The organism is Roseovarius aestuariivivens (assembly GCF_004761875.1).
GTDB lineage: Bacteria > Pseudomonadota > Alphaproteobacteria > Rhodobacterales > Rhodobacteraceae > Roseovarius > Roseovarius aestuariivivens.
On record NZ_SJEY01000009.1, the window covers coordinates 112,541 to 134,628 of the forward strand.

A 22,088-nucleotide genomic window follows, 5' to 3' on the forward strand; every position below is an offset into this window, starting at 1 on the left:
TGGCCGCAGCGGTTACGTTTGTCTTGCAGGGCGGCACGGGACTGCGGTCCTCTGGCGCAAAAGGGAGCGACGGCAGGGCATGACACGCAACGGGGCACGGCGCGGCGGCGGGCGGCAGGAGAAGCTGGCGCAGCGCGCGCGGCCTGCGCCCAACCGGTCGCCGCCGGGCCAGATCAGCGGTCGCTACGCCCCTCTGACCGAGACGGAAATCGAGGCGATCTACAGCACGGCGCTGCGCCTTCTGGCCGAGTTAGGGCTGGGCGACGTTCCCCCACGACTGATGGGCGATCTGTGCGCCGCCGGCGCGGAGGATCGTGGCGACGGGCGGGTGCGCCTACCCCCGGCACTGGTGGAGACCGCCATCGACACAGCCGCCAAGCGGTTCGTACTGCACGGGCGCGATCCGGACCGGTCGATCGAGATCGGCGGACGCGCGGTGTATTTCGGCACCGGCGGCGCGGCAGTGCAAACGCTTGATCTCGAAACCGGGCGTTACCGGCCCTCGACACTGGCCGATCTGCATGACTTCACCCGCCTGCAGGACACGCTTGAGAATGTGAGTTGGTTCACGCGCTGCTGCATCGCAACGGACGTGCCGGACATGGTCGATCTTGACGTGAACACCGCCTATGCCCTGATCGCCAACACCACCAAGCCGGTCGCCACGGCCTTTACCCTGGCCGATCACGTGGCGCCTATCGTGCAGATGCTGGATATCGCGGCGGGCGGTGACGGCGCCTTTGCCCAAAGGCCATTCCTCAAGGCGCATATCAGCCCGGTGATTTCGCCGATGCGGTTCGGGGCCGACGCGGTCGACGTGGTCTATGCCTGCCTTGCGCACAACATCCCCGTCTCCTGCATCACCGCCGCGCAATCGGGCGCGACGGCCCCGGCGACGCTGGCGGGGTTCCTGGCGCAGTCGCTGGCCGAGACGCTGGCGAGCCTTGTCATGGTCAACGCGATCAAACCAGGTCATCCGATGGTCTTTTCCAACTGGCCGCTGGTGATCGACCTGCGCACCGGGGCCTTTGCCGGTGGCGGGGGTGAAATCGCGGTGATGAACGCCGCCTCGGCGCAAATATCGAACTGGCTTGGCCTGCCCTCGGGCGTGGCGGCGGCGATGACCGACGCCAAGGCGGTCGACGCCCAATATGGTGTGGAAAAAGGGCTGACGGCGCTTGCGGCGGGGCTGGCGGGCGGCAATCTGATCTACGAAAGCTCGGGCATGACCGCATCGCTTCTGGGGGTCAGTTTCGAGGCTTTCGTGCTGGACAACGACATGCACGCGGCCATCTACCGGATGCTGCGCGGGATCGAGGTGAGCGAGGACACGTTAGGGTTCGAGGCGATTTGCGAGGCGGTTCTGGGCGAGGGTCATTTCCTTGGCGCAGCACAGACCTACGCGGCGATGGAGCGCGATTACGTCTATTCCACGCTGGCCGACCGCGATGCACCCGTAACCTGGCACGAGAAGGGCGCACCCGACATCCGGGCGGCGGCGCGCACGCAGGCGCGCGAGATCCTCGACACCCACCGCCCCGTCTACCTGAGCCGGGCACAGGACGCGGAGATCCGTTCACGGTTCCGGATCTTGACGCCGCCGCGCGGCTGAGCCCCCTACCCCGTCAGCAGCCTGAAATCCGGGGCAAGCCAAGGCACCTGCGCCACGGTGGGCGCGATCACCCGGTCACGCAGAAGCGGGCGAACCGTCGCCTCGAAGAGCGACACAACACGGTGCGGCACGGCCTCGGCATGAAAGACCGACAACGGCCGCACGAAGCCCGCATCCGGGAACGGCAGGACCCGCAGACGCGGAACGAGCGCACCGGCCGAGGCGACATTGAGTGCGGTGGTGATCGTCCAGGCCTGGCCTTCGGCCACCATGGACAGGATCGCCGGCGTGCTTTCGAATTCGAGCCGCGCCGGAATGTCGAGCCGCAGGCGACGCAGCTGCGCCTCGATGCGGCGGCCCATCAGCTGTTTGCGGCTGTAGCGCAGAAGCGGCAGGCGGGACGCGCCGCGCAGGAAGGCGTCGGGCGTGCCTTCCTGGCCGCGCGGGGCAACAAGCACGTAGGGATCGCGCAAAAGCGGGCGTTCGTCCAGGCGGGTTGCGCGGAATTCGGCGGCGGAGGCGATGCCGATATCGATCTCTTCGGTCTGCAGCAAGGTCAGGATGTCGTGGCTGGGCCGCGAGCGGAACGACAGGTCGCAGCTGCGCAGATCGCGGCTGAGCCGGGCGGCCAGCGCCGGCGTGACCTGGGCGTCGAGATCCTCGATCAGTGCAAGGCGCAGCGCGCGCACCAGAGTGCCGGGTTCTTTCGAGACGACCTCTGCCATGCCCTTGCGCAGAAGACCCAAGGATTCGTCCACGCGGGCAAGCAGGGTCTCGCCCTCGGAGGTCAGGCGCAGGGGCCGCCTGCGGTGATCGATCAGCGCGACACCCACGGCCTTTTCCAGCCCGCCTAAGTGATGCGAGACGGTGCTGATGGATAGCCCAAGGCGGCGCGCGGCCTCTTGCAGTGACCCGCCACAGGCGACGGCCTGAAAGACTTCGAGGCCCTTGAGACTGAGTGTCGAGCGGGTCATGCGTGCGCGCCTGCCGGGTTTGATTTTCGAATTTCTCGAAATCGTGGCACGGTCCGCGACGGTCGGCAAGTCACCAAAGCGCGCGATGGCGGCTTGCGCGCGCAGGGCCGCCGGGGCATGTTTTGTACAAATTGTAGCAACCTCAAGACCCGCTTTGTCCAATTTGTACACTCCCTGCATCCTTTGCGTGGCCATCACGGGGTCGGTTCCCACGAAGGCCGACAACCCCGCCGTGCCGATCACCGTGACCGAACAGGTCGAGTCGACCCACGAGGCGTTCGAGGCGGGGGCAGCCATCGCGCATTGTCACGTGCGCAACGACGACGGCACGCCCAGTTCGGACCCCGAGAAATTCGCCCGTCTGAAGGAAGGGATCGAGGCGCATTGCCCGGGCATGATCGTGCAGTTCTCGACCGGTGGCCGGTCGGGCGCGGGTCAGGCGCGGGGCGGGATGCTGCCGCTCGGGCCGGACATGGCCTCGCTTTCGGTGGGCTCGAACAATTTTCCGACGCGGGTCTACGAGAATCCGCCCGACCTGATCGCCTATCTGTCGGGGTTGATGCGCGAGCATGAGATCACGCCGGAAATCGAGGCGTTCGATCTGAGCCACATCCTTCAGGCGATCCGGCTGCACGAGGCGGGCGAGATTTTCGGAAAGCTATACGTGCAGTTCGTGATGGGCGTGAAGAACGCGATGCCCGCCGACCGGGAGGTGTTCGACTTTTACGTCAAGCTGATGCGCGACCGGGCGCCCGGGGCCAACTGGTGCGCCGCGGGGATCGGGGCGAACCAGATCCGGGTCAACGAATGGGCCATCGCGGCGGGCGGGCATACCCGCGCGGGGCTGGAAGACAACGTCCGGCTGGATCGCGACACGCTCGCGCCGTCGAACGCGGCGCTCATCCGGCGGGCGGCGGAGCTTTGCGAGAAATACGAGCGCCCCGTTGCGACGCCCGCGCAGGCGCGTGAGATCCTCGGCCTGCGCGCCGCGTAAGCTTTTGCGCCGCTGCCTCACGCGGATGTGCTAGGCTGGGCCGCGCGGCGCACGTGACGACCGGCGGCGGCGGGCTATACTCTTTGCGATCTCATATGGCGGACGGCGCGGCGTGACACGGACCTCTTTCGGCAAACAGCTTTTGATCTGTGCGATCCTGATCGGGATCGGCGCGGCGGCGTGGGGCATGCGTGCGGAGCTGGGCGCGCTCTGGGCCTCGGTGACCGGGACTACGGCAGGCGACGCCCGGGCCGAGCGGAACCGCGACGGGGTGCCGGTGATCACCGAGCCGGTGCGGATCGTCAGGGATGACCTGACCTTTTCGGCCATCGGCACGGGCTATGCCGCACGCTCGGTCACGCTGCGGGCCCCGGCCAGCGGGCGGATCACGGCGCTGAGCCTGAGCCCGGACCGGACGTTTGCGGAAGACGAGGTTCTGCTGCAGCTTGACGACACCGACGAACGTCTGGCGGTGGAATTGGCCGAAGCGCAGCTGGAACGGGCCACGCAGGAGCGCGAGCGATACCGCGCGCTGCAGGACACAGGCGCCGCGGCGCAAACGCGGCTGGAACAGGTGGAAACCGATTTCAAGGTGGCCCGCATCGAGCTGGAACAGGCGCGCGCCGATCTGGAGGACCGCAGCCTGCGCGCGCCCTTCGACGGGGTGACCGGTATCGCGTCGGTCGAGCGCGGTGACCGCGTGGCCGCCGAGGACGCGGTCGCAACCTTCGACGACCGCAGCAGCATTCTGGTGGAATTCGACCTGCCCGAGGCGTTTCTGAGCCGTGTGGAGCCGGGCCTGACCGTCACGGCGCGTACGCCCGCGGTCGAGGGGCGCAGCTTTGACGGGCGCATCACCGCCATAGACAGCCGGGTGGACCCGGCGACGCGCACCGCGCGCATTCGGGCCAGCATCGACAACAGCGCCGATATTCTGCGCCCCGGCGCGTCCTTCTCGGTGCGCATGGACCTGCCCGGCGCGGCGTACCCGGCCGTGCCCGAACTGGCGGTGCAATTCTCGCGCGGGTCGCTTCTGGTCTGGCGGGCGCGCGACGGCACGGCCGAGGAGGTGCCGGTGCGCCTGATCCGACGGCGAGCCGGGCTGGTCATCGTCGACGGCCCGCTGGAGGAAGGCGAACCGGTCGTCGTGGAAGGCACGCAGCGCCTGCGCCCCGGCGTGACGCTTGATGTGCTCAACGAATCGACCGAGGCCAGTTCATGAGCTTTGACGGCGGCGGTCTTTCGGATCTGAGCGTGCGGCGGCCCTATATGGCCGCCGTCATGAGCCTTTTGATCGCCATCGCCGGGATCGGGGCGCTATTCGGCGTCGAGGTGCGGGAACTGCCGGATGTGGACCGGCCCATCGTGTCGGTGCGCGCCAATTATCCCGGTGCCTCGCCCACCACTGTCGACGCCGAGGTGTCGTCGCTGGTCGAGGGGGCTGTGGCGCGGGTGGCCGGCGTTGAATCGGTGCGCACCTCGTCCGAAGAGGGCAATTTCCGGATGCGGGTCGAGTTCAGCGCCGACCGCGATCTGGCCAATGCATCGAACGATGTGCGCGAGGCGGTGAGCCGGATCGAGAACCGTCTGCCCGACGGGGTGGAAGACCTGTTCGTGGTCAAGTCCGAGCAGGACGCGGACCCCATCGTGGACGTGGCCGTGTGGTCGAACGAGCGATCCATCGACACGCTGACGCGGCTGGTGGAGGACGCCATCGCCACCGAGTTCACCGCCGTGGAAGGCGTGGCCGAGGTGGTGCTTTTCGGGGACCGGCAGCGCGTCTTGCGCGTGGCGGTGGAGCCAGACCGGCTGGCGGCGTTCGGGCTTTCTATCGGGGAAGTGGCCGAAGTGCTGCGCGCGGCGCAGTTCGACGTGCCCGTGGGCAGCTTTGCCTCCGGCCCGCTGGAAGTTCTGGTGCGCGCCGACGCCACGGTGGCCGACCCCGCACGGATCGAAGACCTGATGCTGAACGACCGAGTGCGGCTGGGCGATGTGGCGGGCGTTTATTTCGGCCTGGCGACGCCCGACAGCGTGGCGCGCCTTAACGGGCGGCAGGTGGTCAGCCTGGGTATCGTGCGGCAGGCGCAGTCGAACACGGTGCAGATCTCGGGCGAGGTGAGCCGCGCCATCGAGCGGCTGAAGCTGCGGTTTCCCGATCTGGGCTTTCAGGTGACGAATGACGACGCGGTCTTTATCCGGGGCGCGATTGCCGAGGTTTTGAAGACACTGGCGCTGGCGCTGGTGATCGTGATCGCGGTGATCTGGGTGTTCTTCGGGCGGTTGACCGCGACGCTGATCCCCGCCGTGACGATCCCGATCGCGCTGATGGGCTCCATCGCGGGGCTGTGGCTCATGGGATTTTCGATCAACCTGATCACACTTCTGGCACTGGTTCTGGCCACGGGTCTGGTGGTGGATGACGCCATCGTGGTGACCGAGAATATCCAGCGACGCCGGCAGGAGGGCATGGGCCGCCGGGCCGCCGCCGTTCTGGGCGCGCGGCAGGTCTTTTTCGCGGTCATCGCCACGACGATCACGCTGATCGCGGTCTTCGTGCCGATCTCGTTCCTGCCAAGCGACGCCGGGCGGCTGTTCACCGAGTTCGGTTTCATGCTGGCGGTGACGGTGGGCATTTCATCTTTCGTGGCGCTGACCATGTGTCCGATGCTGGCCTCGCTGTCCGAGGGGCTGGCGCAGGGCAACGGGATCTTCGACGGGCTGGGGGCGTGGCTGAGCCGGACCTATGCCGCGCTGGTGCGCCCGATGATCCGCGCGCCGCTGGTGACGCTGGTGGGCGCGGCCCTGCTGGCCGGGGGCGCGGGGCTTGTCTATGACGATCTGGGCGCCGAGCTTGTCCCCAAGGAGGACCGCGGCGAAATCTCGGTCTGGATACAAGGGCCGGACGGCACAGGGCTTGATTACACAGACCGGCAGGTGGTGAAGGTCGAGGAGGCGCTGCAGCCCTTCGTGGACGAGGGTGTGGGGCGCGGCATCTATTCGATCACCGGGCGTTACGACCTAAACCGCGGCAGCATCGGGATGCGTCTTGTCCCGTGGGAGGCGCGCGAGATCAGCCAGGGCGAGATCGAGGACGCGATCCGCCCGGCGCTGGAGGGGCTGCCGGGCGCACGTCCCTTCGTGCGGTCAGGCAATTCGCTGGGCCTGCGGGGCAGTTCGGGGGGCGGGCTGAGCATCGCGCTGACCGGGCCGAATTACCCCGATATCGCCGTGGCGGCGGATGCGTTCGCGGTGGCGATGGAGGATATCCAAGGCCTGTCGCGTATCCGCGTGCAGTACCAGGCGACCCAGCCGCAGCTGAGCATCGGGGTGGACCGGCAGCGCGCGAGCGATCTGCGGGTGCCGATGGCGACGCTGTCGGGCACGCTGCGTGCGCTGATCGACGAGGACGAGATCGCCGAGCTGACCATCGAGGACGAAGCCATCCCGATCCTGCTGCAATCGGCGGCGGGCGCGGTGCGCGACCCGGTGGATCTGATGAACCTGAATATCCGTTCGGACGCGGGCGATCTGGTGCCGCTGAGCCAGATCGTGACCTTCGAGGAAAAGGGCGTGGCCGCCGAGCTTGACCGCCATGCCCAGCGCCGGGCCATCGAGATCGACGCAAGCGTGGCGCCCGAGGTGACGCTGCGCGAGATGATCGACGAGGTGCGGGCGCTGGCGCAGGAGGAGTTGCCGGAGGGGATCGGGCTGATCTTTCTCGGTGAGGCCGCATCACTTGACGAGACGTCGTCGGCGCTGACGGTGACCTATGTGATCGCGCTGCTGGTGGTGTTCCTGGTGCTGCTGGCGCAGTTTGAAAGCCTGACGAGCGCTTTGGTGGTGATGATCACGGTGCCCTTCGGGGTCTGCGCGGCGATCTATGCGCTGCTGCTGACGGGGACGACGATCAACATCTACAGCCAGATCGGGGTCTTGATGCTGATCGGGGTAATGGCAAAGAACGGGATCCTGCTGGTGGAGTTCGCCGATCAGCTGCGCGACCGGGGCAGGCCCGTGGTCGACGCGGCCTACGAGGCGGCGCAGGCGCGGCTGCGGCCCATCGCGATGACGCTCATTTGCACGGTGATGTCGGGGCTGCCGCTGATCCTGGGCGGGGGCCCGGGCGCCGAGGCGCGCGCCGCCATCGGCTGGGTCATCGTCGGCGGCCTTGGCCTTGCGGCGGTTTTCACGCTGTTCCTGACCCCGGCGGCCTATGCGCTGATCGGGGGTCTGGGCAAATCGCGGGCCTCTGCTGCGCAGGCGCTGGCCGAAGAGCTGAAGGCGGTGGACGGCTAAGGCGGATCGTTGCCGGGCTGCGCGCGCCGCGTCGCGGCGAATCCTTGCCGTAGACCGAAAAAATCGCCGAACCGCATACTTTCGCCCTGTCTGTTTACTTTGTTCTTCCCTATCGTAAACTTCAAAATCGAGGGACTCAGCATCAGTCAGCTTTGGTCGGGCAAGATGACTTTTTATCCGTAAGCTCACCTGTCTCATGCGCAGGCCGCATTGCGCGGCGCCAAGCCTGCGGTCCGCCGACGTGAATGCAGAGTTCGTCATGTAGCGTGACGTTTGTTGATTGAATTCCGAAGACCGAACCGAATTACAGGAGCCTCTGTCCAAACATGCACTCGAAACTTGCAGCAGCCCTTGTCGCCTTCGCCCTAGCCCTGCCCCCTATCGGAGCGCAAGCCGAAGCCGATGGGCCCGACTTTTACCGTGTCGTCGGCGTGGCGTCGGACGACATGCTAAACCTGCGGCGCGGCCCCGGCACGAATTACGAAACCATCGTCGGCCTTCCGCCGGGGCGTGAGTTGGACCTGCTGTCGCGGGAAGGCAACGGCTGGTGCCTGGTCGCGCTTCGCGAGACACCCCAGCTGCAGGGCTATGTGTCTTGCCGCTATATCGGAGAATAATCCCCATGTTCCTGTCCTTTTCACGGGCTCGGTCACGGGCCGGAGTGTTTTCGGCCATCCTTCTTTCAGCCGTTGCAGGCGGGGCGCTTGCACCGGCCGCGTCCGCGCAGGACAGCGTGCGGATCCAGTTCGAAAGCGGCGCGACCGACACGCAGATCAATGGCACGATCGTCGGTGACGAATACATCGATTACGTGGTCAACGCCCGCGCCGGTCAGACCATGGTCGTCGCGCTGGACGTGACGGCCACGAATGGCAACGGATCGGCCTTTTTCAACATCCTGCCGGCGGGCAAGGATTTCGACGGGCTTTATACCGGTCACATGGATGACGACAACCGCGCCGAAGTGACGGTTCCTTCGGATGGCGACTGGGCGATCCGTGTCTATCTGATGGGCAACGATCGCGATGCCGGCAAGACCGTGGGCTATGCGATCAACCTTTATATCACGCCCACGGGCGCCAGCAGCGGCAGCAGCACCCCCGCCTCTGGGTCAAGCCCGGACATGTTGCCAGAAGAGGACTTTTTCATCGTCAATCTTTCGACCGCGGGCGGAACGCTGAACGTGCGGGACGCGCCGCGGGCGAGCGGGGGCCTTGTCGGCAAGGTGACGAACGGCACTGTTATGCGCAACACCGGCGGCTGCACCCTGTCGGACGGTCAGCAGTGGTGCAAGGTCGAACCCTCGGCCGGCGGGCCGTCGGGTTGGGTCGCCGCGCGGTTCCTGTCGCTGCCGCAACCCGGCGGTCAGGGACAGGCCACCCAACTTCCCAGCGCCAGCCGCATGGAGCGTGTCACCTTCAGCGCCGGAACGACCGGCACGGAACTTGGCGATCAGCTTGGGCCGAACACTTCGGTCACGTATCTGCTTGGCGCGAAGGCGGGACAGAATCTCTATTTCCGTCTGGCCGCGGACGCATCGGTGCTGTCCTGGCGGATCTACAATCCGGACGGGTCGCTGGCCGATCAGGGCGGGCCCGGGAAGGAATACCGCGGCGAGCTTTGGCAAACCGGGGAGCACAAGTTCGAGGTCATGAATTCGGGCGGCAGCGCCCAGTCTTTCAACGTGATCTTCAGCATCGATTAAATCAGCGACCAAGCATGCAATACTGAAAGGACCAGCATGAAACCTTTGAAACTTTTTGTCGGACTTGCCTCAATCGCCGCACTGGCGGGCTGTGTGGAAGACAGCGGATCCTCGGCGCCAGCGCAAGGAACGCCGAGCGTCGGAAGCTCTTCGGACGTGACGTCTTTCCAGGGCGCGCGGGCCGGACAGGCCGAGGGCGGTCTGCGCGCGCTTGGCTACGAGCCGATCCGCAGCCAGGGCCTGACGACCTACTGGTTCAACCGCGACACTGGCGCCTGTGCTGAGATCACCACCTCGGACGGGCGGTATTCCAGCGTCACAATGGTGCCGGCCGAAGACTGCTAAGCGCAGGTCGGCACATATGAAAAAGGCAGGCACGCGTCCACGCGTGCCGGTCTGCACACCGGGTAAGACGCGCGCGGCGGCGGGACGGCCGCGCCGGCACCAAAGGGCGATCATGACGTAAATTGAGGGATCAAAAGATGAGAAGGCTTTTATATTGCAGCGTCGCGTTTTTTGCGCTGGCAGCCTGCCAGGAAGACGAAGCCGCGCCTGCCGAAGAGAGCGGAAACGGGTCGTCAGAGAGCACGCAGAGCGCCCAGCCGGAGACGACACCGGCCCAGACGCAAACGCAGACCGAGGACACCGCGACGGCGGATGACGGCGGCGGGGCCATGGCCGACGCGCCCGAGCCCGAGGAAGACGCGCCCGCAGAGGCCTCAAGCCAGGATGCTGTCGCACCTTCCGAAGTCACGCAGGACGCGATCGACGGATGCATCGACGCGCTGCGCGCACAAGAGGGCGCAGTGGGCGGCACCGTGCAAAGCACCGAGTTTTCCGAGGCCAATTCGCTGGTGATGCTGGAGGATGCCAACGGGACCACGTGGCGCTGTCTTGTGTCCAATGACGGCAGCGGCGCGTCAATCGAGGCGCAAGGCGGATCAGGCGCGACCGAGGACACCGCCACGGCGGACGATGGCGGCGGCGCGATGGCGGGAAGCGAAGCCGAAACAGCCGACGATGGTGGTGGCGCGATGGCGGGCAGCGAAGAGGCCGCGCCCTCTGCCGGAAGCCCGAGCGATGTGACCGGGTTTGTCGGCGCGCGGGCGGGACAGGCCGAGGGCGGCCTTGCGGCGCTTGGCTTCGAAGCGATCCGCAGCGAAGGCCTTACGACGTTCTGGTTCAACCGCGACACCGGCGCCTGCGCGCGCATCACGACGTCGGACGGGGTCTTCTCGGATATCGAGATGCTGCCGGCGGAAGACTGTTAAAGGAGCACAGCCATGCAGATCAAACCATGTGCCGCGGCCCGCGCGAGTGCGGTGCTCGTCTGTCTCGCCGGTCCGGCGTTGGCGCAGGACCAGGCCGCGGAGATTGTCGGCGGCGCGGTAGGCGGTCTGATCGGGCTGATCCTCGTGATCATCGTCGGCGCCGTGGTCGGCTGGCTGGCGAGCCTGATCGTCAAGGGCGGCGGATCGGGGTTCTGGGGCGATGTCCTGATCGGGATCGGCGGGTCCATCCTGGCGGGGTACGTTCTGCCGGCGGTGGGTATTTCGCTTGGTGGCACCGTCGGCAGCTTTCTTGCCGCACTCATCGGGGCCGTGCTGTTGATCCTGATCGTCCGGCTGATCCGGAAGGCGGCAAACTAGGGTGTCTCTTGCAGGCCCGGGCGGCGTGCCGCACCGGCCCGCGGATATGAGCAACATCCACGCGGACCAGATGAATGAAGACCGGCAGAGGAAAGTGGTGGCATGGCGAAGACGGTATGCAGCTTTGCGATCTGGATCCTGATCCTGCTTTATGTCGGGGCGGTCTTCATCTTCCTCGTCGGAACCTTCGGCTGGTTCGGAGAGGAGCGCGACCCGTTGTCGGGGGTGTTCCTGTTGCCGCTCGGCCTGCCTTGGAACCTGCTTTTTGGCGCCTTGGACGACAGTCTGCGGCCCTGGCTTTCGGCGGCGGCCCCGATCGTGAACATCGTTATCCTGAAAGCCATCTGCAACCGGGTTACGGCCTGAGCGGCCCCGTGCAAACGACCTTGATCAACACAACAGAAGGACAAAGGACATGGGAAAAATCATTGCCGGCCTGATCGGGCTGATTATCGGGGCCGTCGGGGGCATGAGCCTTGGCGGCGGTGCGATGATGGGCGCGGGCGTGGCGACCGGTCTGTCGGCGGGGATCTGCGCGACAGTGCAGGCCGCGCAGGAAGAGGGCCTGATGACCGCCGAGCAGGTCGATCAGGTGCTGACCCGGGCGGCGCAGGATCTTGGATCGACCGCGCAGCTTGACGACGAGGCGGCCATGGTCGGCAGCGCCGATCAGTGCCAGAGCGTGATGGACAACCTCACCGCCGCGGGCGGCTGACGCGCCTGCCCCTGACGGACGGGCCGGAGCATCCCGTCCCCCCACACCCCATCCTCGGCAAGCCCTCGGTTTGCCGGACGTTCCGGGCGATGCAGACGGCACCCTGCAAAACCGCGCGCCGCCCCGCTTGAAGGAGTTGAACATGATGAAACTGACCCGCCGCGGCGTTCTGGCAGGCGCCGGATCCTTTGGCCTTACCATGCTGGCCGGGCCGCTTTTCGGGCAGCACGTCTACAAGGAAATTCACGCGCTGGAGCCGGGAGAGTTCACCTGGCATCCCGAGCGGCAGCCGCGCGGACCGGTGGCAGTGATCGTGTCGCTCGACGAGCAGCTGGTGCATGTCTACCGCAACGGCGTGCGCATCGCGGTCTCGACCTGTTCGACCGGCAAGCCTGGCCATTCGACACCGACGGGCGTCTTCGTGGTTCTGCAGAAGGATCGCGATCACAGGTCCTCGACCTACAACAACGCGCCGATGCCCAACACCAACCGCCTAACCTGGGACGGGATCGCGCTTCATGCGGGCAATCTGCCGGGCTATCCCGCCTCGCATGGCTGCGTGCGCCTGCCGCTGAAGTTTTCGGCGCTGCTTTTCGACGTGACCCATCTGGGTACGCCGGTCATCATCGCGGATGAGCATCACTTCCCCATGGATGTCGCGCATCCCGGCATGATCCTTGGCGGCTATGCCGAGCATGAGTTCGAGGACGTTCTGGCCACGCTGGAGCCGCGCAAGCATCCCTCGGACTGGGACCTGGACGAAGCGCATCCGATCACGTCGATGATCGCCTCGTCGCACGACAAGAAGATCGCGATCATCGAGAATGACCGGGAGATCGCGGACGGGCCGCTCATTTGGGACGGAGAGCCGCTCGGCTCGCATGTCTACGTTTTGAAAGGCGCGCATGACGCGGCCCAGGGCATGCATTGGGAGGCGCTGACCTATTCCGGCAGCAGCGGAGGCCTGCACGACCTGCGCCGGGTGCGCACCGACAAGGCCTTTTCGGAAACCATCCGGCAGCACGTGCATCCCGGCATGATCTATGTCTTCACCGATCTTCCGCTGCATCCCGACAACCGGTCGGGCCGCGATTTTGTCATCATGTCCTGAGGAGGATCGCATGGACGCACGGATCGATTACATCGGGCGGTCCCGCGCCCTGCCCGGCCTCGCCGCGCTGGGGTCCATCCTGCTGTTGAGCGGGTGTTTTCCCGGCGCCGCGGATCAGACGCAGGGCGTCGTCGTCGCCGACATCGCCGAGGAGGGCGTGGAAGAATGACCCGATCACAGAGACGAACCGCTGCCGGTACCGTGGCTACGCTGGCCCTAACCCTGACGCTTGGGCAGGCCGCGCAGGCCGAAACGCGGGAATGGCGCATCGACACGGTCAACGGTAGCCCGGCGCAGGGCGAGGCCGGGCTGCGCCTGTCCGACGAGGGGGCGCTTTCGGGAAAGACCGGTTGCAACGGCTTTATGGGAACGGCCTTTTTCGCCGATGGGCTGCTGCTGGTCGACGAGCCGCTTGCGACCACGCGCATGGCCTGTCCCGGCGCGGAGGTGACGGCGCAAGAAGACGCGGTGCTGCGCGTGCTGAGCGGGGCGGTCGCGGTGGCCTTCAACCCGGTCTCGGGCGCGATGACCCTGACCAAGGAGGGCGACAGCATGATGCTTGTGCCCGGAGCCTTTGACGCCGCAGCCGCCCAAAATCCGCCCGAGCCCGCCGTTTTCGAGGCCGACTACGTCAATGTCTTCGGCCTGAGCGGGCCGCTCAACATTCGCAGCACGGCCAGCACGGATGCGAAGGTCGTCACGCGGGTTCTGGCGGGCACGCTTCTGCGCAACGAGGGGTGCGAGCATGGCACCGACCGCGACTGGTGCCGCATCGCATTTCTGGATGCTTCGGGCCGCGAGGGCTGGGCGGCGGCGGAATACCTGCAGTCCGCGCCCGCGCTGGTGCGCGCCAAGGACGGTGTGTTCGACCGGATCGGAACCGTAGAGTGTCAGACCGCCGGGGAGGACGCGCCGGGGACCTGCGATTATGGCCTCGCGCATGACGGCGCGCATTCTGCCGCCCTCGTTGTCTACACGCCCGATGGCGGCACGCTGTTGTTCAGCTTTACCGACGGGACATTCGTCGATGCGTTTCAGGACGGCCGCATGATCGCCGGGGTCGACAGCGTGGACGAAGGTGAGACTGTCGCGTTGTCCGTCGCGGGGTCTCGGTTCGACGTGCCGAAGGCGATTATCCGGCCCGATGCCCAGTGACGCCCGCCGGACCCCGCGCCGCATGACCGCGCGAGTGCGCAGTGTTTTTGCGGGTCTCACGCTTGGCCTGCTGCCGCTGAGCGGGGTGCAGGCGGAGCCGGACGCGCGGCTGGACGCGGTGATCGACGCGCTGACGCCGACCATTGCCGTGGAGGCGATCGGGGACATTACCGATCCTGGCCGCAAGCTTCTGGCGCTGCGCAGCTATCTGCGCGCGGGTGACGGCATTCGGGACAGGTGGAGCTGGACCGAAGCGGAGATCTCGGCCTTTCAGGGCAGCCCCGCGCAGGCGGCGCTGCTGGCGGAGGTCGAGGCCATCAAGGCCCATTTCGCCGCGCAGAATCCAGGCTTTGCGATTTATTCCAACACGCGCGTGCGCAGTCTGGATGTTCAGATTGCGCACTGGAACGAGAACGCCTCGGTCGGGGTGGCGGCAGAGGAGATCGTATCGGCCTTCGACGCCGAGGTGCTGTCGGCCTCGGACGGGGATGTCGAGGCCGACCGCGCGGCGCGCTGGCTGAAACGGTTTCGCAACACCGCAAGGGCGCATCTGGCGGCGCCGGGCCTGACCCGCCATGGCCGCGCGCACGCCATCGATTTCCAGATCAGCCGCGAGGACGGCACGCTGCACGCGCGCGCCGACAGCGACCGGATCGAGACGGTCTGGCGCGCGGAAGGCTGGGATGCCGCGCTTGCGGGCAGCGTGGCGGCGGCGGGGCCGTCCTTTACCGGGCCGCTGACCAATCCCAACGAGCCGTGGCATTACGACTATGAGCCCACCGAGGACGCCGAGGCGGAGATCGGTCCGACGGGCGCCGATGACCGCTAGGCGTCTTCCTGCCCTCGATCTTGCGCGTGGGGGCGCGTTGGTCGCGATGGTGATCTTTCATTTCACCTTTGATCTTGTGCTGTTCGGGTTTCTGCCCGCCGACACGATGCGGACGGGGTTTTGGCCGAACTTTGCCCGCGTGATCGCCGGCAGTTTCCTGTTCATCGCCGGGATCAGCCTGTGGCTGGCCCATAGCAAGGGCATCCGGTGGCGGCCTTTCCTGCGGCGGCTGGCCGTGCTGGCCCTGGCCGCCGCCGCGATCAGCGCCGCGACCTATGCCGCGATGCCCGCGCGGTTCATTCAGTTCGGGATTCTGCATTGCATCGCGGTGTCGAGTGTCGCGGCCCTTCTCTTTCTCCGGCTGCCTGTCTGGGTCGGTTTTCTGAGCGCCGCGGGGGTCCTTGTGCTGCCATTCGTGTGGCGCAGCCCGGTCTTCGACGCGCCGTGGCTCGTGTGGACCGGACTGTCGCAGACCTGGCCGCCCTCTGTGGATTACGTGCCCGTCTTTCCGTGGTTCGCGCCGGTCCTGCTGGGCGTGCTGGCGGCGCGGATCGTGGGGGCGCGTCGGAGGTCCATGCCCGCTGCGCCCTCTTCGCGGCCCCTGCCTGCGCTGCTGGGTCCGCTGGCCTGGGCGGGGCGGCATTCCTTGTGGGTTTACCTGCTGCATCAGCCGATCCTGATCGGCCTTGTCTGGGGGGCCAGAGAACTGGTCCGTCTCATTACCTGAGCCGGGGCCCTGGCAAAACGACGGTATGCGCCGCCGGCTATTGAAATGCCCGACCGATTGCCCAAAGCTGCGGTCATGCCGAGAAGGAGAACCGTCATGCGGAAACTGGTAACGGGGATGATCCTGTGCGCGCTGGCCAGCGCCAGCCATGCGGAGGTGACCGCGCGGTCTGGCGGGCCATCGCAAAGCGCGATGCTTGCGCGGAGCGCGGACGGTGCGCCGGAGGGCATGGCGTTCTTCCGCCCGGTGTTGTCCGGCGTTCTTTATCGCAGCGGGTTCAAGGGCGGCGACAAGGGCCGCACCGGCATGTCCCAGGCGCAACGAACGGCGCTATGCTCGGAAGGGTTCGAAACCGCGTTTTACGCCGATTTCGGCAAGAACACCGACTATGGCACGACCCGCTGTGCCAGCGGCGCGCTGGACTACAAGGCCGCCCGGTCGAGCCGCCCGGACGCGGTGATGAAGGCGATCCACGACACCATCAAGACCCCGTCGAAAGGCCCGGTTCTGGTGCATTGCATGTGGGGTGTGCATGCCTCGGGCGCGCTGTCGGCCATGGCGCTTGTCCAGTTTTGCGGGTGGTCCGAAGACCGCGCCAAGGCCTATTGGAATGAGGCCCGCAACGGCGCGCCCTGCGGCAACGGCTGCGACAGCTGGATCGACGCCAAGTTCGACCGGTTCAAGGTGAGTCCGGCCCTGCAGATCACCGAGGCCGAACGCGCCGCGATCTGCCCGAAATAGGAGGCCCCGGACCAGATGACCATACAAGGACGCGCCCTTTTCCTCGCTGCCGCGATGGCCGCCTCGCCGGGCTTTGCCACGGATGCCGTGCAAGGCGACGCGGTGACCTTCACGAGCCCGAAAGGCGTGACGGAACGCTGCGTGCGGATCGCGCCGATCCCCGGCGGGGAATATTCCAAGGGCGACCAGAAGGACGAAGCCGCGTTTTGCGCCATCGATCTTTATGCCAATGACGTGGCGCTTTGCCCCAAGACCTGGAGCACCAGCCCGGGCATGATGGTCTATGACATCACGTCCGGCCCCTATGCCGGAAAGCGCGCTGCGTTCGAGCGCAACGCCTGCCAGGAAGGCAAATCCGCCAACCGGCTGGCCGGGGACAACCTGGCGAAGTTCAAGGTGACGATGAACGCCAAGGGGACGAGCGGCACCTACTCGGCCTCGCCGCTGCTTTATTATCATTTCTCGCGGTATTTCGACATGGCCGTGAAGGTGCCGGTCACGGTCTGGCGGTCGATGGATGCCGCGATGCATGCCTCGGAGGTCGCGCGGCCCGGGCTGGCGATCTCGGGCGGCAACCGGTCGGCGCGCATGAACCATGCGGGGTGGCGGCACCTGGTCGATGCGGAGGCAAACCCCGGCAGTTACAGCCCGACCGATGACATCTTCACCGCCGACCGCGCGCAGATCTACGGCGTGCTGACGTCGAGCCCCGGGCATCGCTACGGGTCGGAAATCAACGGCACGCGCAAGTCGGGCTGGGGCAAGGGGCAGAACCTCGACTTTCAGGAAACCCCCGCCTTTCTTGCGCTGCGCGATCCGGCGCCTTTGATCGAGGCGATCGACGCCGGTCTGCGAAAGGGCCGCAAGGACGCCCAGATCAATCGCGACCTTGGCCCGGACGTGTCCCGAGAGCAGATGGCCTACTGGATGCGGGAACTGTCGGAGATCGTGCTTCTGGATTTCATCTTCAGCCAGCAGGACCGGGTCGGAAACATCGATTTCACGCCCTATTACTACTGGGCCGAGAACGGCAAGCTGAAGCACAAGAAGGCCCGTCATCACGAGCCGGGCGACAGCGACGTGCCCGCGGGCGCGCAGCTTTTGCGGCGAACCAACCTGAACGACAACGACGCGGGCGGGCGCGTGGCCTATGCCAATTTCGCCAAATCCACGCAGATGCTGGAAAAGCTGCGCCATTTCGACGGCAAGGTCTATGCGCGGCTGATCGCGCTCGACCGCGACCTGCAGGCGGGCGGCGAGATTTACCGCTGGCTGGAAAGCAGTCTTGGCCTGAAACCGAGCGAGGTTGCGCAGGTCGTCAAGAACACCCGGCTTGCCACGGGCATTCTGCAGGAGAGCTGCCGCAGGGGGGCCCTGCGGTTCGACCTGAATCCGAAGACCTTTTTCCTGACGGGGGCTGTCACGCCCGATGCGGTGAGCTGTGATCCTGCCTAGGCTTGTCCTTGCCGTCCTGTTGGCCGGGTGGGGTGGTGCCTTGACCGCGCAGGAGGCGGTCAGGATCGTCGTGGTCTCGGATCTCAACGGGTCGTACGGGTCCACGACCTATGGCTCGGACGTGCATCGGGCGATCCGGGCCACGATCGCGCTTGAGCCCGATTTGGTCCTGTCCACCGGGGACATGGTCGCCGGGCAGCGCCGCCCGCATCTGAGCGAGGCCGAGATCCGGGCGATGTGGCGCGGCTTTCACAACGCTGTCACGGACCCGCTGGCCGCGGCGGGGATCCCGCTGGCCGTGACGCCGGGCAATCATGACGGATCGGCCTATCCCGGCTTTGAGCTGGAGCGGCGAATCTACCGCGAGGAATGGCTGGCGCGGCGGCCCGATCTAGCCTTTGTGGGGCCGGATACCTATCCGTTCTTCTATGGCTTCGACATCGGCCCAGCACGGGTCGTGTCGCTGGACGCCACGCGCGTCGGGCACCTCGACCCGGCGCAGATGGACCATCTGTCCAGCGTTTTTCGCGGCGCCGGCCCCACGCGGATCGTGTTCAGCCATATCCCGCTCTGGCCTTTTGCAATCAACCGCGAAACCGAGATCATTGGCGATCCGGAGCTTGAAAGCCTGCTTGAGCGCGTGGAGATCGACCTGCACCTGTCGGGCCATCACCACGCCTTCTATCCCGGATTTCTCGACGCGTTCTCGGTTGTGTCGCAGGCGGAACTGGGCGGCGGCGCGCGGCGGCTGATCGGCACCAGAACGCGCGCGCCGAGCGCGATCACGGTGCTGGACATCATGCCGGACGGGGCGATCCGGATCTCGGCCTTCCGCGCCCCGGATTTCACGACGCCCGTCGATATCGACGCATTGCCGCCCAAGCTTGTCACGCGCGACCGTGTCATTCGACGTCTTGATAGGGTGCCGTCCGGCGATGTAGGTCTGGCGCGGCCATGACATCCCTTGCCCCCTTCCGCCACGCGTTCAAGCACCCGATGCTGCTGCTTCTGGGTCTTCTTGTCGTCCTCGGCTGCCTGCCCGGCGCGCTTTTCGCGCAGGCGCCCGAGGGCGCAATCGTTCTGCCCTCGGACGTCAGCGTTCGGGGTACGGGCTGGGGCCAGATCCACGATTTCGTGGAGCTAGGCGATTTCTTCCTGTCGGTGGTCGAAACGCTGGTCTTCGTTGCGGCCTTCGCCTTTCACCCCAAGGCCAACGCGCTGCGCGAGGGCGCGCGCGGCTGGGTCGTGCAGGCGAGCCTGTTCCTGTTCGGGCTGATCGGCATGCTGATCGGGTTCCTTGTGCTGCATCACGGCTATCTCATCGGCTTTGTCGTGTTCGGAATCGGGGGGCTGTTCCGGTTCCGTATGGAAACCAGTTCGCTGCTCGACGGGGCGCTTTTGATCATGGTGACGCTGATCGGTCTGGCCGTGGGCCTGGACCTTCCAGTGATGGCGCTGGTGGCGACCTTGGCAGGTTTTGTGACGCTGTGGTTCGTCACGTCGGCGAAGACCTCGGCGCTGGAGCTCAAGTTCGCGGATGACGCGACGCTGCGGGCCGCGCTGGAGGTCTTGCGCGGGGCGGTCGAGCGGAAGGGCTTTCGCGTGGTCTCGGTCAGGAAGACGGAGTTCAAACCGGTTGTCGAGATGGTGGTGTCCCATCAGACGGCAGAGGCGCTGAACGATATTCCGCAGATCCTGGACGAGCTTGACCGCGCGGGGCATGGCGTCAAGGATTGGTATGTGGCGTAGCGCCAGAGTTTTCGCCGCGCTCGTTCTGGCCGGCGCGGCCACGGCGGACCCTGCGGAAGACGGCCTGCGCTACGTCGGTCATGTGCCGCTTTTCTATCCCGCCATTGGCCTGAACGAACCCTCGGGGCTGGCCGTCGATCCTGATGGCAAGGGCTTCTGGGTGGTGAGCGACGATACCGAAGCCGTTTTCTGGCTTGGCGTGGACGGCGATCTGCGGCCGTATTTCGAGGGCGATCCGCGGCTGCGCGACCTGGAGGGCATCGCGCTCGATCCCGCGAATGCGCGCCTTCTGGTCGTGTCGGAGCGACGGGCGAGCGTGATCGCCCTGCCGCTGCAAATCCCCGAACCCATGCACGAGGTCGCGCTGGACGCAATCGCCCCGGACGGCCATGACGCGCTGTGGCAGGACCGCGACAACGGTCTTGAGGGCATCACCGTCGATCCGGTCTCTGGCGCGGTCCTGGCGGTCAAGGAAAACGACCCGAGGCTGCTGATCGAAATGTCACCCGGGCTCGACACGGTCACGGCCCTGCGCGATCTGGAGGCACCGCTGGCTGATCTGGGCGGAGAGGACGAGGACGTCTCGGGTCTTGCCGCAGATCCGGCCCGGGGCGGTCTGTGGCTTCTGAGCGATACCGGACGGGCGGTGTCCTTTCTGGCGGCGGCGGGCGGGGAAAGCCGCCGGTACGCCCTGTTCTGGCAAGAGGACGGCGCGCGCCGGTCGCTTCGCAATCCTGAAGGCGTGGCCGTGTCGGCGGATGGCCGGTTCCTGTTCGTCGTGACGGATGACGACCGCGATTCGAAGCTGGTTCAGTACGAGATCCCGGACGCGCCTTAACCGGGCCGACCCGATCCTGCGCGCGGTAGCCGGGTCAGGCCGGTCTGGGCCATGGCGATGCTGAGCTCGTCGCTCAGCACATCGAAGAGACGCGCGAGGCCTCCCTCGCCGGCGGCGGCGATGGCGAATTGAAAGGGACGGCCCAGAAAGGTGAAATCCGCGCCCTGATGCAGCGCCTTGAGCACGTCCTCGCCCGACCTGAGGCCGCTGTCGTAGAAAAGCGGAAACGCCGCCCCGACCGCGTCGCGGATCGCGGCCAGCGCGGTGATCGGCGCGGGCGCGCTTTCAAGCTGGCGCGCGCCGTGGCTGGACACCTGAATGGCGTCGACGCCCGCCGATTTGAGGCGGCGCGCATCGTCGGGATCGAGCACGCCCTTGACCACGAGCTTTCCCGGCCAGGCGTCGCGCAGGCGCGCGAGCGTGTCCCAATCGGCGCGCGCGCGGCTTTCCGTGCGGTCAAAGGTAAAGCCCGGTGTTTGGAAATTCGCCATTTCCGGACGCCCGTGAAAGAGCGTGGACAGCGACCAGCGGGGATGGCAGGCGAAGTCGAAGACCTGACGCGGGCCAAGGCGGAAGGGCATCTTGAAACCGTGGCGCAGTTCACGCGGGCGGCGGCCCACCTCGGGCACATCGACCGTCAGCACGAGCGTCTCGTAGCCCGCGGCAATCGCGCGCTCGACCAGTTTGAACGAGCCGGTCCCGTCACCGGAAAAGTAAAGCTGGAACCAGGCGTGGCCTTCGGCGACTTCGAGGATCTTTTCCATCGGCGTGGAGGCGACGGTGGAGACGCCGTGCGGGATGGCATGCCGCGCCGCCAGCCGGGCCAGCATGAGATCCGCGCCCGGCGCGGAAAGGTTGCACATGCCCATCGGCGCGATGCCGAAGGGGCGTGACACGGAGCGGCCCCAGAGCGTCGTTTCAAGTGACCGTTGGCTGACATCGGTCAGGATGCGCGGGCGCAGCGTGAGCGCATCGAGCGCCGCGCGATTGCGCGCCGCGCCGGTCTCTTCGCCCGCCGCGCCGTCGATATAGTCGAACACCATCCACGGCAGGCGCCGCCGCGCGAGGCGGCGCGCGTCGCCGGTGCTGTGGATGCGGCTGGCGGTCATCCCGGGGCTCAGCCCTCGTCGCGCCAGACATGCACCGCGCAATGGGCGTGGCGCACCACGCGGCTGGCGGTGGACCCGATGAAGAAATCGCGCATGCCGGGCTTGTGCGAGCCGATCACGATGCAATCCACGCCGGCCTCGGCGGCGAAATCGATGATCGAGCGGGCGGTATGGCCACGGATCATCTTGGGCGTGACATGGGGCGTGGCCTTGAGTTTCTCGGTGAGGGTCGCTTCGGCTTTCTTGTAGGCGGCCTTGACCACATCATCGTCGAGATAGGCGCTGGCCGAGCCTTGCGGCGACTCGTAGACATGCAGCGCGATGATCTCGCCGCCGGGGTCCAGCAGCGCCTCGGCGATGCGCAGGGTTTGCGGCGAGAGCCCGTGATCGAGCGCCATGCCAACGAGGATTTTCTTGTACATCTCTTGC

24 protein-coding genes are annotated in these 22,088 nt (G+C 66.6%); 21 read left to right on the forward strand and 3 right to left on the reverse strand.

The features are described from left to right. Positions 1–79: 79 nt before the first annotated feature. Entirely contained in the window at positions 80–1,612 is a 1,533-nt protein-coding gene (locus EZV60_RS15025) for a trimethylamine methyltransferase family protein (protein ID WP_135506425.1), read from the forward strand. 5 nt (positions 1,613–1,617) lie between these two features. On the opposite strand, the gene EZV60_RS15030 is transcribed toward EZV60_RS15025, so the two are convergent. After that, positions 1,618–2,586 (reverse strand): LysR family transcriptional regulator, encoded by a 969-nt coding sequence (locus tag EZV60_RS15030; protein ID WP_167853538.1) that lies wholly within the window; start codon positions 2,584–2,586, stop codon positions 1,618–1,620. A gap of 163 nt (positions 2,587–2,749) precedes the next feature. Here EZV60_RS15030 and EZV60_RS15035 point away from each other — a divergent pair, with 163 nt between their 5' ends. The 20 genes from EZV60_RS15035 (at position 2,750) to EZV60_RS15125 (ending at position 20,550) form a co-directional block, all read left to right on the forward strand. Then, complete coding sequence (locus EZV60_RS15035; RefSeq protein ID WP_135506491.1) at positions 2,750–3,580, forward strand: 3-oxoadipate:acetyl-CoA acetyltransferase; 831 nt, start codon at positions 2,750–2,752, stop codon at positions 3,578–3,580. Between the two features lie 112 nt (positions 3,581–3,692). Beyond that, on the forward strand, positions 3,693–4,802 hold the full coding sequence (locus EZV60_RS15040) for an efflux RND transporter periplasmic adaptor subunit (protein WP_135506427.1): 1,110 nt from the start codon (positions 3,693–3,695) through the stop codon (positions 4,800–4,802). Continuing rightward, positions 4,799–7,876 (forward strand): efflux RND transporter permease subunit, encoded by a 3,078-nt coding sequence (locus EZV60_RS15045; protein ID WP_135506428.1) that lies wholly within the window; start codon positions 4,799–4,801, stop codon positions 7,874–7,876. The genes EZV60_RS15040 and EZV60_RS15045 overlap by 4 nt, the downstream gene beginning before the upstream one ends. Positions 7,877–8,202: 326 nt before the next feature. Then, complete coding sequence (locus EZV60_RS15050) at positions 8,203–8,493, forward strand: SH3 domain-containing protein (protein WP_135506429.1); 291 nt, start codon at positions 8,203–8,205, stop codon at positions 8,491–8,493. Positions 8,494–8,537: 44 nt separating this feature from the next. Beyond that, positions 8,538–9,581, forward strand: coding sequence for an SH3 domain-containing protein (locus EZV60_RS15055; RefSeq protein WP_167853539.1), 1,044 nt, complete (start codon positions 8,538–8,540; stop codon positions 9,579–9,581). A gap of 36 nt (positions 9,582–9,617) precedes the next feature. Next, on the forward strand, positions 9,618–9,926 hold the full coding sequence (locus EZV60_RS15060) for a hypothetical protein (RefSeq protein WP_135506431.1): 309 nt from the start codon (positions 9,618–9,620) through the stop codon (positions 9,924–9,926). 137 nt (positions 9,927–10,063) lie between these two features. Then, complete coding sequence (locus EZV60_RS19350; RefSeq protein WP_245306324.1) at positions 10,064–10,852, forward strand: hypothetical protein; 789 nt, start codon at positions 10,064–10,066, stop codon at positions 10,850–10,852. Positions 10,853–10,864: 12 nt separating this feature from the next. Further along, entirely contained in the window at positions 10,865–11,230 is a 366-nt protein-coding gene (locus EZV60_RS15070; RefSeq protein ID WP_135506432.1) for a GlsB/YeaQ/YmgE family stress response membrane protein, read from the forward strand. Positions 11,231–11,332: 102 nt separating this feature from the next. Further along, positions 11,333–11,596 (forward strand): hypothetical protein, encoded by a 264-nt coding sequence (locus EZV60_RS15075; RefSeq protein ID WP_135506433.1) that lies wholly within the window; start codon positions 11,333–11,335, stop codon positions 11,594–11,596. A gap of 49 nt (positions 11,597–11,645) precedes the next feature. Further along, the gene (locus EZV60_RS15080) at positions 11,646–11,945 is read left to right on the forward strand and encodes a hypothetical protein (RefSeq protein ID WP_135506434.1); all 300 of its coding nucleotides are present in this window, start codon (positions 11,646–11,648) and stop codon (positions 11,943–11,945) included. A gap of 142 nt (positions 11,946–12,087) precedes the next feature. Continuing rightward, on the forward strand, positions 12,088–13,056 hold the full coding sequence (locus EZV60_RS15085; RefSeq protein WP_135506435.1) for a L,D-transpeptidase: 969 nt from the start codon (positions 12,088–12,090) through the stop codon (positions 13,054–13,056). Positions 13,057–13,066: 10 nt separating this feature from the next. Further along, on the forward strand, positions 13,067–13,225 hold the full coding sequence (locus EZV60_RS19145; protein WP_167853540.1) for a hypothetical protein: 159 nt from the start codon (positions 13,067–13,069) through the stop codon (positions 13,223–13,225). Continuing rightward, complete coding sequence (locus EZV60_RS15090; protein ID WP_135506436.1) at positions 13,222–14,211, forward strand: META domain-containing protein; 990 nt, start codon at positions 13,222–13,224, stop codon at positions 14,209–14,211. Before EZV60_RS19145 ends, EZV60_RS15090 begins: the two co-directional genes overlap by 4 nt. Beyond that, positions 14,201–15,040: a hypothetical protein gene (locus EZV60_RS15095; protein WP_135506437.1), complete on the forward strand. Its 840-nt coding sequence runs from the start codon at positions 14,201–14,203 to the stop codon at positions 15,038–15,040. The genes EZV60_RS15090 and EZV60_RS15095 overlap by 11 nt, the downstream gene beginning before the upstream one ends. Beyond that, positions 15,030–15,767, forward strand: coding sequence for a heparan-alpha-glucosaminide N-acetyltransferase (locus EZV60_RS15100; protein ID WP_167853541.1), 738 nt, complete (start codon positions 15,030–15,032; stop codon positions 15,765–15,767). The genes EZV60_RS15095 and EZV60_RS15100 overlap by 11 nt, the downstream gene beginning before the upstream one ends. A gap of 96 nt (positions 15,768–15,863) precedes the next feature. Continuing rightward, on the forward strand, positions 15,864–16,508 hold the full coding sequence (locus EZV60_RS15105) for a protein-tyrosine phosphatase family protein (protein ID WP_135506439.1): 645 nt from the start codon (positions 15,864–15,866) through the stop codon (positions 16,506–16,508). A gap of 15 nt (positions 16,509–16,523) precedes the next feature. Beyond that, on the forward strand, positions 16,524–17,963 hold the full coding sequence (locus EZV60_RS15110) for a hypothetical protein (protein ID WP_135506440.1): 1,440 nt from the start codon (positions 16,524–16,526) through the stop codon (positions 17,961–17,963). Between the two features lie 40 nt (positions 17,964–18,003). Beyond that, positions 18,004–18,921: a metallophosphoesterase family protein gene (locus tag EZV60_RS15115; protein ID WP_167853542.1), complete on the forward strand. Its 918-nt coding sequence runs from the start codon at positions 18,004–18,006 to the stop codon at positions 18,919–18,921. Next, positions 18,918–19,712 (forward strand): MgtC/SapB family protein, encoded by a 795-nt coding sequence (locus EZV60_RS15120; RefSeq protein WP_135506442.1) that lies wholly within the window; start codon positions 18,918–18,920, stop codon positions 19,710–19,712. The genes EZV60_RS15115 and EZV60_RS15120 overlap by 4 nt, the downstream gene beginning before the upstream one ends. Then, positions 19,702–20,550 (forward strand): SdiA-regulated domain-containing protein, encoded by an 849-nt coding sequence (locus EZV60_RS15125; RefSeq protein WP_167853543.1) that lies wholly within the window; start codon positions 19,702–19,704, stop codon positions 20,548–20,550. The genes EZV60_RS15120 and EZV60_RS15125 overlap by 11 nt, the downstream gene beginning before the upstream one ends. Here EZV60_RS15125 and EZV60_RS15130 read toward each other — a convergent pair. Both EZV60_RS15130 and EZV60_RS15135 read right to left on the reverse strand, forming a co-directional pair. Further along, the gene (locus tag EZV60_RS15130) at positions 20,547–21,659 is read right to left on the reverse strand and encodes an alpha-hydroxy acid oxidase (RefSeq protein ID WP_135506444.1); all 1,113 of its coding nucleotides are present in this window, start codon (positions 21,657–21,659) and stop codon (positions 20,547–20,549) included. The two genes, EZV60_RS15125 and EZV60_RS15130, sit on opposite strands and share 4 nt — an antisense overlap. Before the next feature lie 8 nt (positions 21,660–21,667). After that, a complete protein-coding gene (locus EZV60_RS15135; protein ID WP_135506445.1) occupies positions 21,668–22,081 on the reverse strand; it encodes a universal stress protein in 414 nt (137 codons plus the stop codon). Between the last annotated feature and the right edge of the window lie 7 nt (positions 22,082–22,088).